Source organism: Streptomyces hainanensis (genome assembly GCF_004348415.1).
In the GTDB taxonomy this organism is placed as follows: Bacteria; Actinomycetota; Actinomycetes; order Streptomycetales; family Streptomycetaceae; genus Streptomyces; species Streptomyces hainanensis.
The window spans coordinates 1-11,122 of record NZ_SMKI01000261.1 but is presented as its reverse complement, the minus strand read 5'-3'; the positions used below and the strand labels follow the sequence as shown (position 1 = coordinate 11,122).

Annotated in this window: 12 protein-coding genes; 7 read left to right on the top strand and 5 right to left on the bottom strand. The window is 71.7% G+C overall.

The genetic code is table 11. The annotated features are described in order from the left end of the window. Positions 1-61 precede the first annotated feature (61 nt). Positions 62-1,276, top strand: coding sequence for a M20 metallopeptidase family protein (locus tag E1283_RS22560; protein WP_132819944.1), 1,215 nt, complete (start codon positions 62-64; stop codon positions 1,274-1,276). A gap of 51 nt (positions 1,277-1,327) precedes the next feature. Here the strand turns inward: E1283_RS22560 and E1283_RS22555 are convergent, their stop codons facing one another. The 5 genes from E1283_RS22555 to E1283_RS22535 all read right to left on the bottom strand — a co-directional run bounded on the left by E1283_RS22555 (position 1,328) and on the right by E1283_RS22535 (position 5,350). Beyond that, on the bottom strand, positions 1,328-2,236 hold the full coding sequence (locus tag E1283_RS22555; protein WP_165956212.1) for a LysR family transcriptional regulator: 909 nt from the start codon (positions 2,234-2,236) through the stop codon (positions 1,328-1,330). 172 nt (positions 2,237-2,408) lie between these two features. Then, positions 2,409-3,077, bottom strand: coding sequence for a type 1 glutamine amidotransferase domain-containing protein (locus E1283_RS22550; RefSeq protein WP_132819942.1), 669 nt, complete (start codon positions 3,075-3,077; stop codon positions 2,409-2,411). A 72-nt stretch (positions 3,078-3,149) separates the two neighbouring features. After that, positions 3,150-3,881, bottom strand: coding sequence for an HAD family hydrolase (locus tag E1283_RS22545; RefSeq protein ID WP_132819941.1), 732 nt, complete (start codon positions 3,879-3,881; stop codon positions 3,150-3,152). Positions 3,882-3,968: 87 nt separating this feature from the next. Then, positions 3,969-4,532 carry a DJ-1/PfpI family protein gene (locus tag E1283_RS22540; RefSeq protein ID WP_132819940.1) on the bottom strand — a complete coding sequence of 188 codons (564 nt, stop codon included), beginning with the start codon at positions 4,530-4,532 and terminating at the stop codon, positions 3,969-3,971. A gap of 44 nt (positions 4,533-4,576) precedes the next feature. Then, entirely contained in the window at positions 4,577-5,350 is a 774-nt protein-coding gene (locus E1283_RS22535; RefSeq protein WP_132819939.1) for a cupin domain-containing protein, read from the bottom strand. 245 nt (positions 5,351-5,595) lie between these two features. Between E1283_RS22535 and E1283_RS22530 the strand changes: the two genes are divergently transcribed. From E1283_RS22530 to E1283_RS22505, 6 genes are all read left to right on the top strand, one after another. Next, positions 5,596-6,420: a DJ-1/PfpI family protein gene (locus tag E1283_RS22530; protein ID WP_132819938.1), complete on the top strand. Its 825-nt coding sequence runs from the start codon at positions 5,596-5,598 to the stop codon at positions 6,418-6,420. A 90-nt stretch (positions 6,421-6,510) separates the two neighbouring features. Then, positions 6,511-7,659, top strand: coding sequence for a ferritin-like domain-containing protein (locus E1283_RS22525; RefSeq protein WP_207930487.1), 1,149 nt, complete (start codon positions 6,511-6,513; stop codon positions 7,657-7,659). A gap of 23 nt (positions 7,660-7,682) precedes the next feature. Then, complete coding sequence (locus E1283_RS22520; RefSeq protein ID WP_132819937.1) at positions 7,683-8,888, top strand: MFS transporter; 1,206 nt, start codon at positions 7,683-7,685, stop codon at positions 8,886-8,888. Continuing rightward, positions 8,885-9,355 carry a VOC family protein gene (locus tag E1283_RS22515; protein WP_132819936.1) on the top strand — a complete coding sequence of 157 codons (471 nt, stop codon included), beginning with the start codon at positions 8,885-8,887 and terminating at the stop codon, positions 9,353-9,355. Before E1283_RS22520 ends, E1283_RS22515 begins: the two co-directional genes overlap by 4 nt. Then, entirely contained in the window at positions 9,337-10,035 is a 699-nt protein-coding gene (locus tag E1283_RS22510; protein WP_132819935.1) for an SDR family oxidoreductase, read from the top strand. The genes E1283_RS22515 and E1283_RS22510 overlap by 19 nt, the downstream gene beginning before the upstream one ends. Before the next feature lie 167 nt (positions 10,036-10,202). Next, a partial coding sequence (locus tag E1283_RS22505; RefSeq protein ID WP_243745019.1) for a glutamate-cysteine ligase family protein occupies positions 10,203-11,122 on the top strand: 920 nt, incomplete at its 3' end.

Genomic DNA, 11,122 nt, shown 5'->3' with positions numbered 1-11,122 from the left:
CGCCCGCCCCGAGATCTTCTGACCCATTGCCCGCGCGCGCCCGAGCGGGTATGCAGCAACGATGAACCTCCTCGACGACGCGAACGCCCTCTCCGACGACCTCACCCACCTCCGCCGCCGACTGCACGCCGTCCCCGAGGTCGGCCTCGACCTCCCCCGCACCCAGGAGACGGTCCTCGCGGCGCTCGACGGCCTCCCGCTCGACGTCACCACCGGCGACTCCCTCACCTCCGTCACCGCCGTGCTGCGCGGCGCCACCCCGGGACCGACCGTCCTGCTGCGCGGCGACATGGACGCGCTGCCCGTCGCCGAACGCACCGGGCTGCCGTTCGCCGCGCCCGAGGAGCGGATGCACGCCTGCGGACACGACCTGCACACCACCATGCTGGCGGGCGCCGCCCGACTGCTCGCCGCCCACCGGGACCGGCTCGCCGGCGACGTGCTCTTCATGTTCCAGCCGGGCGAGGAGGGCTACGACGGCGCCGGCCGGATGCTCGCCGAGGGCGTGCTCGACGCCACGGGGGAGCGGCCGGTGGCCGCCTACGCCCTGCACGTCATGTCCCACACCTACCCGACCGGCGTCTTCACCGGCCGCGGCGGGCCGCTGCTCGCCTCCTCCAACGTGCTGAACGTGACGGTGCGCGGCGCCGGCGGCCACGGCTCGCTGCCGCACCGCGCCAAGGACCCGATCCCGGCGGCGTGCGAGATGGTCACCGCGCTCCAGACGTACGCCACCCGCGCCTTCGACATCTTCGACCCGGTGGTGATCACGGTCGGCACCTTCCGGGCCGGCACTGCGACCAACATCATCCCGGACACCGCCACCTTCTCGGCCACCGTCCGCTCCTTCTCCGCGGCCTCCCTCGCCCGGCTCAGGGACGGCACGGTCGCCGTCTGCCAGGGCATCGCGGCGGCGCACGGCCTGGAGGTGACGGCCGAGTTCAACGAGCAGTACCCGGTGACGGTCAACGACGCCGCGGAGGCCACGTTCGCGGCGGACACGGTCCGCGAGGCGATGGGCGAGGAACGGTACGTGCCGCTGGAGAACCCGATCCCGGGCGCGGAGGACTTCTCCCGGGTCGTCGACGAGATACCCGGCGCGATGGTCTTCCTCGGCGCCACGCCGGTGGGCGCCGCGCCCGAATCCGCCCCGGCCAACCACTCGCCGCTCGCGACCTTCGACGAGTCGGTGCTGCCGGCCGGGGCGGCGCTCTACGCCGAACTGGCCGTCAGGCGGCTGGCCACGGCCACCGCCACGGCCGCAGCCACGGGCTGAGCGTTCGGGAAACGCGCGGTACTCGCGGAACCTCCCCGGCGCGGCCCGGCCCTACGCCGGGGAGGCCATCCAGTGCCGCGCGTCCTCCACGATCAGCTCGCAGAGCCCGGCGAGGCGGGAATCCGCGAGCGAACCGCAACGGGTCGCGAGATAGAAGGTGTTGATGGGTGGAATTTCCGGCTCCAACAACATGATCAGGTCCCCACAGGCAAGTTCCGGCATGCACAGATAGGTGGGGACGACGGAAATTCCGGCGCCCGCCGCCACGGCCGAAATTACCGCCCGGAGATCGGGAACGACGACCGACGGATGTCGAGGCGGCGGGGCCTCGAACACCGTCCACCAGTAGCGGCGGATAATCGGCACCGTCTCCGCGTAGGCGATGATCGGAAGGTTTGTCAACGCCCGTGGCCCGTCCATTTCGAGCGATCCGGGCGGCAGGGTTTCGGCGATGTGCGGCGCTCCGATCAGCGCGAATTCCTCGTCGGTCAGCGGGATGATGTCCACGCCGCGGAAACGGGGTTGGATGGTGGAGATCACCAGGTCGAGATGGCCGCTTTTCAGGTCGGCCAGCAGGTCCTGTGACTCGCCGAGACTGACCCGCACGTCGAGCCCGGCGGCGACCAGCGGGCTGATCGTGGGCAGCACCCGGGCGGTGAACAGTTCGACCGGCCCGCCGAGGCGCAACGGCCGGTTGCTCGCGTCCTGTTCGAGATGGCGGCTGATCGCCGCGTTGATCTGGACGACCGGCCCTTCGACGTCGTAGGCCAGCGCTTTGCCCTCGACCGTCGGCACCGCCCCCTGCGGTGTCCGGTCGAACAACGGCTTGCCGAGCTCCGCTTCGAGCCCGCGAATCTGTTGTGTGACGGCGGGCTGGGTGATTCCGAGCTGCCGCGCCGCCTTGGTGAAAGATCCGGTGTGGAATACGGCTACGAAGGTTTGTAACCATCCCAGTTGCATGTCGCCCCGTCCCCCCGTTGCGGATGCAGGGAGGTGACGTGCATCTCGACTCTGCTCATGCGACCCCCCGTCGCTCCAAAGATGCATGTCCTGGTGTGTGTCGGCGGGCGACGGGAACTGGTCGTCGTCTCCGTCGCCCGCCAGCAGTCTAGAGGGCTTCTCGGGCAAAATGTCAGGTGGCCGGGATTTGGCGCAGAACGAGTTCGGCCACCTTCGCGGCCGAGGCGGGGTTCTGCCCGGTCACCAGGCGGCCGTCGGCGACCGCGTGTTCGGCGAAGTTTTTGCCCTTGCTCATTGTCGCGCCCTTTTGTTCGAGCGAGGATTCGAGGAGGAAGGGGACGACCGATTCGAGGCCGACCGCGGCCTCCTCCTCGTTGGTGAAGGCGGAGACCAGCCTCCCCCGCACGATCGGGCTGCCGTCCGACAGCTCGACGGCCAGCAGCGCGGACGGGCCGTGGCAGACCGCCGCCACCGCGCCGCCGCGCTCGTAGATCGCCGCGGCCAGCGCGCCGAGCTCGGTGGCCTGCGGGAAGTCCCACATGGTGCCGTGGCCGCCGGCGAAGTAGATCGCGTCGTAGTCGGTCGGGTCGAGCCCGTCGGCGGTCGGGGTGTTCTTCAACTCGCCGGCGTACTCCTCGAGGAACATGGCCGAGACGGTGTCCCCCTCCTTGACGCCGTCACGCGGGGGCTCGCCGCCCGCGACGGACACGAGCGCGATGTCCCAGCCCGCCTTGCGGAACACCTCGGCGGGGTGGGCCACCTCGGGGACGTAGAAGCCGGTCGGGCGGCCGGTGTCGCCGAGCCGGCCATGGGAGGTGAGCGCGAAGAGAACCTTCGGCACGAGAATGTCCTTTCTCTTTCGGTTGTCGTCTTCGGTTGTCGTCCGGATGTCCGTGAGTGCGCCCGGATGCGGTCAGGCCGTGAGGGTGGCCAGTTCCGGGAGGTAGATGCGCCGCTGTCGACGGGCGATGGCGCGTTCGATGTGCTCGTCGGTGTGATAACCCCACCATGCCCACAGGGAGGTTGCCCCGGTGTCGCGCACCGCGAGCGCGTTGGTGATGTGGTCGTCGATGAACGTCACCGCCCGGGCGGGCAGTCCGTCGCCGCCCGCCAGGTCGAGTACGGCGGTGCGCTTGTCCGAGCACTCGCCGATCACCTCGACCACGGTGTTCTCGAGGCCGTAGTGGCCCAGGATCTCCCAGACCGAGTCGGCGTCCTTCGCGGTGACGATCGACGTGCCACGGCCGCGGTGCCGGTGCAGCAACTCGTGGACGCCCGGGTAGAGGGTGTGCATGTCGAGCCACGCGCCCCGCTGCGCGCCGCGCAGGGCGCCCCGCACGGCGGTCGCGCCAGCGGTCAGCGCGGCGAGCTGCTTCGGCGGGATGCCGGACAGCAGCGCCCCGTAGTCCGCGACCGTCCCGATCCCCTCGGCGGCCGGCGCGCGGGCCACCATGAAGTCCCCGAGCAGCCGCGCGTATCCGCGCACCACCCGGAACCGGTCGAGGAACCCGGCGGGGACGGCGTCCGCCAGCTCCCGGATCGGCTTGGCGGCGACCCGCTCGGGATCGTGGTCGGCGTAGTAGGTGACCAGGGCGCATTCGGTGAAGGCGTCGGCTATGACGCCGTCGAAGTCGAGTACCAGCAAGACACGTCCCCCATGGGTGTCGACCGGGAGTGCGGGGCACCGGGTTCTGGTGGCCGGAGGGCAGCCGTCTCCGGCGCCCCGCACGATTCAGGCGGCGGCTCGCTCGGTGGTCCGCTCCCCGGCCCTGGCCGCGACGGTGGCGAAGACCTGCTGCATGAAGCGGCCGACGTACGCGTAGTAGGAGCAGGTGATGATGTGCCCGTCGACGATGACGTCGGAGTCCACCACCTCCGCCCCCGCGTTGATCACGTCGTCCCGCAGCCCGATGTAGGCGCAGGCGGTGCGTCCCTTGAGGACCCCGGCGGACACCATGATCCACGGGCCGTGACAGAGGCCGGCGACCACCTTCCCGGCCGCGTCCATGGCGCGGACGAAGGCCAGCACGTGGGCGTCCTGCCTGACCCGGTCCGGGGCCTCGTGGCCGCCGGTGAGTATCACCGCGTCGTAGGCGTCGGCGTCGAGCCGGTCGAACGCCACGAGCGGCCTGGCGGTCTTGTCCATCGGCAGCGGCACGCCGTACTTCCCGACGGCGTCGGCGCCGTTCCTTGTCGCGACGTCCACGTGCCAGCCCTCCTCGATGAGCCGGTAGTAGGTGTAGACGACGTCGTGGTCCTGGAAGCCGGGACCGGTGACGATCACCGCACTGGGCATCGTTGCCTCCTTCGATGGCGAACGTGTCTTCTGAGGTGGGCGGTTCAGGTGAGCGTGAGCGAGAGGTAGTACTGGTCGAGCGCGGGCCGTCGGTCGTCGGCCCTGGCGGGCGCCAGGACGTCGATCTCGCCGGTGACCACGCCCGTGATGCCGAGCGGTATGTGGAACAGGTCCGTCTCCCGCCGGCGGTAGAAGATGTCGGCGCCGGCGCGGATCGAGAAGCCGAACTCGCCGTTCGGCGAGCGCTCGCGCAGCCGCGCCTGCGGCAGATAGGAGACGGGCCTGGCCGGCAGGTCGGGCGCCACCTCGTGCTCGGTCTCGTAGGCGGTGTTCTCCCGGCGGTAGTCGTCCCGCAGCCGGATCAGGTCGAGCTTGTTCCGCGGCGTCTCCACCTCGACCAGCCACAGCGGCCCGGGGCCGAGCGAGCGGGTGGTGTGGAAGGCGCCCCCGCCGATGCGGAGGATCGTCCCCGTGGACACCGGGTGCCGGTCGGTGAGCGTCTCGGTCACCCCGTCCCCGGCCAGACACAACAGATAGGTGAGCTTGCGCGGGTGGACGTGCATCGAGGTGGACTGCCCCGCGTCGATCCGCAGGTTCCAGACGTCGATGAAGTCGTCCACGTAGATCCGGTACTCCATGCCCCACGGCTTCGGAATGACCTGGTTGAGGTGGTCGTCGCTCTCCAGGGACTCGTTGCCCACGCGGCTCCCCTTCCGCACGACCTCGTTGAGCGCGGAGAAGTCACGGGGCCCCGGGTCGATGCGGATCACCGCCTCGCGGGCTGTGGTAACGGTGTGGCCTTGCGTCAGCTCGGACATGAGGACGTTTCCCCCTTCGGTGTCGGCTGCGTTTCCCCCCGGCCGCCATCGAACGTAAGGAGCACCGGCAAGCAATTCCAAATAGACGGCGCGCTAGTCCCCCATAAAGGCCGTTGCCCCTGAATCCCGCTAATGCCCTCCCTTTCGAATGCTTATTTGTGCCCCGAAGCGCCTCGTGTGAGGGTCGCAACGCAGGCCCCGTCAGGGAGTTGCCTGTCTTTTCCTGCGAGGAAGGGAAGCCACCGGTGACCACACCCACGCGAGGGCGCGGACGTCAGATCGCCCCCGAGTCCAGCACCACGGCCGGTCGGACGGCCGGTCAGACGGCCCCGAGGATCGACTCCATCGGAGTCCTCGGGTACGAGTCGGTCTCGGAACAGGACTGCCTCACCCCGACCGAGATCTTCAAGGGCACCGCCATGGTGCTCAGCGGCGCCATCACGCCCTGGCAGCGTGAGGCCGCGCCCCAGGACCTGGAGGTGCGCCTGGTCGCGCTCCAACCCGGCGTCATCAAGATGCAGATGGGCACCAACGTGGTGCCCGACGGGGTCCTGAACGAGGACGACCTCTTCGACATCCTCTACATCCCCGGCGGGGTGGGCTCGGCGGCCCTGCTCTCCGACGAGCGTGTCCTCAAGGCCATCCGGCGCCACCACGAGGCCGGCAAGGTCATCGCGGCCAACTGCTCGGGCGTCGGCGCGCTCGCCCGCTCCGGCATCGTCAACGACGAGCCCCTGACCTCCGTGGCGGCGATCGCCCGCGGCATGCGCGGGGAGGGCTTCAACGTGCCGGAGAACCGGCGCATGTGGGTGGCCAACCCGGCCTCCCGCATCTGGACCTTCACCGGTTCCTACGGCATCAACGGCGGCGCCGTGGCCCTGGTCGCCCACTACTTCGGGCGCGAGGTCGGCACCATCGTGTCGATGATGTTCGACACCTACGGCGGGATCGGGGACGCCATCTTCGAGGAGGTCGGGCCCGAGTTCTACCACCACCCCGAGCTCGAGGACTCCTTCCAGAACCTCTTCGAGCCCATGCTCTATCCGGCGAAGTCCGACGACGCGCTCTGACCAGCGCACCGAGCAGCACCTCACCCCGCACCTCCACCCAGCACCTCACCCAGCACCTCCACCCACGGCCCCGGAAGGGAGCGCACCGGCGTGGCAGCCCAGGTCACACCCGAATTCCTGCGCGACGTCAACTGGATACGCGGTGCGCTGCAGACCGCCGTCGCGCTGGAACACTCCACGATGCCGCTGTACTGCGCGGCCATGTACTCCCTCGAAGTGCAGAACTATCCCTCCTACAACACGATCCGCTCGGTGCTGATGGAGGAGATGGTCCACATGGCCATCGCCGCCAACATGGTCGCCGCGCTCGGCGGATCGCCGCGGATCGCGACCCTGAGCCCGACCTACGCGTCCCGCGGCCTGCCCGGGGGCGTCGCGCCCGACCTGCCCGTCATCCTGGCGCGGCTCTCGCCGCGCTCGCTGGAGAACTTCATGCGCCTCGAAGCGCCGGAGTTCATGCTCAACGCCCGCCAGCGCGCCGCCGTCTACCCGACCGTCGGCGCCTTCTACGACGCGATCCGCGAGGCCATCGACTCCCACAAGGACCCGCTCCGCCGCGCCGTCGAACGCGGTGGCCCGGCCAACCAGGTCGGCGGCAACCTCGGCTACCTCACCTTCGAACCGGCCGAGGGCGACGACCCGGTGGAGCGGTTCCACGCCGCGCTGGACATCATCACGGAACAGGGCGAGGGGCGCGCGGAGGGCTCCGTCGAGGCGGGCGACGACTTCCAGCGGGAGGGCTCGCACTACGCCAGGTTCGCCGAACTCCGGTACGGCCGCCGCTACCTCGCCCCGGCGGGCGACGTGGTGATCGCGCCGGAGAACGAGGCGGAGTTCTTCCGGGGCGACGCGATCGCCTGGCCGGTCGTCATCAACACCCTGGCCGTGCCGTCCGACCGCTACGCCGCCCTGCTGGCACACGATCCGGACGCGCCCGGGGTCCGCAAGGACCTCGACGCCTTCGACGAGGCGTACACGCTGATGATGGCCGCTCTCGACCGGGCCTGGAACGGCCCGGTCGAGACCTGGTGGCCGTCGCTCGGCGCCGCCGTCACCCAGATGGACCAGATGCGGGTGCGCTCCTGCTTCACCATCATGCGCCGCCAGGTGCCCGAGCCGGTCGTCGGCCGGCTGGCGGAGCTGTATCCGGGCCAGTTCGCCGCGCTCGCGCGGTACACGGACCTGGACCGCCCCGTCTTCTACGGCCCCCGCTTCGTCAACCACAACGCCGACCGCTGATCCCGAGGGAGAACGTCCAAGCCGTGTCACCCGCGTCCAACCGCCTTCCGACGGGCAGCCTGCTGGCCCTGGCGACGGCCGGATTCCTGACGATGCTCACCGAAACCGTCCCCGCCGGCCTGCTGCGCGACATCGGGGACGGGCTCGCCGTCTCCGAGGCGCAGGCCGGCCAGCTCCTGACGGTCTACGCGGCGGGCTCCTTCCTCGCCGCGATCCCGCTGACCAGCCTCACCCGCGGCCTGCCGCGCCGGCCCGTCCTCGTCGTCACCGTGGTGGCCGTGGCCCTGGTCAACGTCCTCACCGCCGTCTCCGACTCCTACCTCCTCACCATGGCCGCCCGCCTGGTCGCCGGCATGGGCGCCGGAGTGCAGTGGGCGATGATCGCCGGCTACGCCATGCGGCTGGTCGACGAGCCCGTCAGGGGCCGCGCGCTGGCCATCTCGATGGCCGGCGTCCCGATGGCCCTGGCCCTCGGCGTCCCGCTCGGCACCTACGCGGGAGACCTCCTCGGCTGGCGCTACACCTTCGCCGTGATCGGCGGCCTCGCGCTCGTCGCCGCCCTGTGGATCGCGACCACCGTGCGCCCGTTCCCCGGCGAGGAGGCCGCCCACCGGCTCCCGGTGCGGCGGGTGTTCCTGCTGCCCGGGCTGGCCGCCGTGCTGGGCGCCGCACTGCTGTTCGAGATCGGTCACATGAACCTCTACACCTACGTCGATCCCTACCTGGAGCGTGCCGGGCTCGGGGACTCGGTGGGCCCGGTGCTGCTCGCCTTCGGCGTCGCCGCCATGGCCGGGCTGTTCGCGGCCGGTGCCTTCATCGACCGGAACCTGCGGGCCGTGGTCGTCGGCGCCCTCGCCCTGTTCACCGGCTGCATGGTCCTCTTCGGGGTGTTCGGCACCCGGGCGTGGCCGGTGGTCGTCGTCATGTTCGGCTGGGGCTTCGCGCTCGGCCTGGCCCCGACCATGTTCCAGGCCGCGTCCGCGCGCGCCGCGGGATCGGCGGCGGACATCGCCCAGGCCATGATGGTGACCGTGCTCAACGCCGGCATGTCCCTCGGCTCCGTCACCGGCGGCCTCGCCCTCGACGCCACCGGGGTGTGGTCCCTGCCCTGGATCTCCTGCGCCGTCTTCGCCACGGCGCTGGCCATCGCCCTGGCCACCACGCGTGTCGTCTTCGCCGGCGCGCCGGTCGTGAGCGGTGCCGGGCGGGAACGGGAGGGCGTGGCGTGACCGGCTTCTATCACGTCTGTTTCACCGTCCCGGAGCTGGAGGCGGCGATGCGCGACCTGACGGCGGCAGCCGGTGTCCGGTGGAGCGATCCTGTCGCGTCGTCGATCGGCGACTGCGACTACCGCATCGTCTTCACCAGGGGCGGCCCGCCGTTCATCGAGCTCATCCAGGCCGCGCCCGGCGGCCCGTGGGGTGACACGGGCGCCGCCGGCTTCCACCACCTGGGCTGGTGGACGTCCGACATCGCGGCCGGCACGGACCGACTCGCCGCGGCGGGCCTCCCGCAGGCGTTCACCGGCTGCCCCCTGGGACGGCCCTTCGCCTACCACCGCCTCGACAGCATCGGCGCCCACGTCGAACTCGTCGAGGCGGGCCGCCAGCCCGGCTTCATCGACACCTGGAACCCGGGCGGGCGGCCGATGCCCGCCATCGACGAGGAGGCACACCCATGGAACCAGTCACACTGATCACCGGTGGGTCGACCGGCATCGGCGCCGAGACCGCCAGGCGGCTCCTCGACCAGGGCCACCGCGTCGCCGTCACCGCCCGCCGCGCGGACCGGCTGACCGACTTCTCACGGGGCGTCGAGCAGCACGCGGACCGGTTGATGACGCTGCCGGGCGACACCGCCGAGGAGGCGCACGTGCGGCAGGCCGTCGACCTGACGGTCAAGACCTGGGGCGGTCTCGACAACGTCGTCGTCAACGCCGGCTTCTCCCTGCCCGGCACGCTCGCCGACCACCTGCCCGAGGCGATGCGGTCCATGATCCTGACCAACGTCCTCGGCCCCGCGCTCGTCGTGCAGGCCACCCTGCCGTACCTCAAGGAACGCCGCGGCCGGCTGGTCCTGGTCGGCTCCGTGGCCGGCGTGAAGAACACCCCGGGCAACCTGTACTCGGTCACCAAGTGGGCGGTGCACGCCCTCGCGGAGAACACCCGCCAACTGGTCACCTCCGAGGGCGTCGGCGTCACCCTGGTGGCCCCCGGCATGGTGGACACCCCCTTCTGGGACACCCGGGGCGGCCGCCCCGACGCCCCGACCATGACCGCCGCGCAGGTCGCCGACTGCGTCCTCTTCGCCCTGAACCAGCCGCCCGGCATGGACATCAACCACATCCAGATGCGGCCGGTCGGCCAACTGAACTGAGGCGGTGCGGGCCCGTGCCCGGCGGGTGGGGGGAGGCCACGCGCGAGGTCCGCCGCCACCCGGGTGGACCTTCGCCGCACGACGGCGCCCCCACTCCCGCCGTACCGTGAATCCGGCGCTTCGGAAAATTCCGGGCGTATCGGACGGGATCGCGGAGGGCGGCTCGCATGGCACGGGACTCCGACACGGCAGCTGCCGCCGCCACCGGCGCTGCCAAGGCCGCCGACGCCGCCGCCGACGCCGCCGCCAACGACGCCGTCAACGACGCCGCCGCCAACGACGCCGCCAAGGCTGCCAAGGCCGGGCAGGCACTCGAGCTCGCGCCACGCTCCCCCCTCTCCGCCGACGAGGCCGAGGCACACGTCCGCCGCAACTGCTTCGCCGCCGCCCCACCCCTCCGCACCGGTGTCGAACTCGAGTGGCTGGTGCACGACCGCCGCGACCCCGGTCGGCTGGTGCCGGCCGACGTGCTGGACGCCGCGCTGGTGCCGCTCGCCGTGCCCGGCGCGCTGCCGGGCGGCTCCCGCATCACCCGTGAGCCGGGCGGCCAGGTGGAGCTGAGCGGCCCGCCGGCCACCAGCCTCGGCGGCTGTGTCGGCGCCGCCGCCGACGACGTGGCCGCGCTGCGGCACGTCCTGGCGGCCGCCGGCCTGGCCCCGGTCGGCCTCGGACTCGACCCGCACCGCATCCCGCCCCGGGTGCTCGACGCCCCCCGCTACCGCGCGATGGAGGCGTATTTCGACCGCTTCGGCCCGGGCGGTCGGGTCATGATGCGGGCCACCGCCTCCGTCCAGGTCTGCGTGGACGCGGGTGACGAGTCCGCCGGGCCGACCGGCTACCGATCCCGTTGGCTGCTCGCCCACCGCCTCGGCCCGGTGCTGGTCGCCGCGTTCGCCAACTCGCCGCTGTGGCGCGGCCGTCCGACCGGTTGGCGATCCACCCGGCAGGCGCTGTGGGCCCGCATCGACCCGGGCCGCACCCGGCCCCCGGCCCCGGACGTCGACCCGGACCGCGACCCGCGCGCCGCCTGGGCCGAGTACGCCCTGGACGCGCCGCTGCTGTGCGTGCGGCGCGACCCGCCCGCCAC

Bases quoted from the DNA above. Each gene is read 5' to 3' on its own strand.
- E1283_RS22560 (WP_132819944.1), top strand. From the start codon at position 62: ATGAACCTCCTCGACGACGCGAACGCCCTCTCCGACGACCTCACCCAC.
- E1283_RS22555 (WP_165956212.1), bottom strand. From the start codon at position 2,236: ATGCAACTGGGATGGTTACAAACCTTCGTAGCCGTATTCCACACCGGA.
- E1283_RS22540 (WP_132819940.1), bottom strand. From the start codon at position 4,532: ATGCCCAGTGCGGTGATCGTCACCGGTCCCGGCTTCCAGGACCACGAC.
- E1283_RS22535 (WP_132819939.1), bottom strand. From the start codon at position 5,350: ATGTCCGAGCTGACGCAAGGCCACACCGTTACCACAGCCCGCGAGGCG.
- E1283_RS22510 (WP_132819935.1), top strand. From the start codon at position 9,337: ATGGAACCAGTCACACTGATCACCGGTGGGTCGACCGGCATCGGCGCC.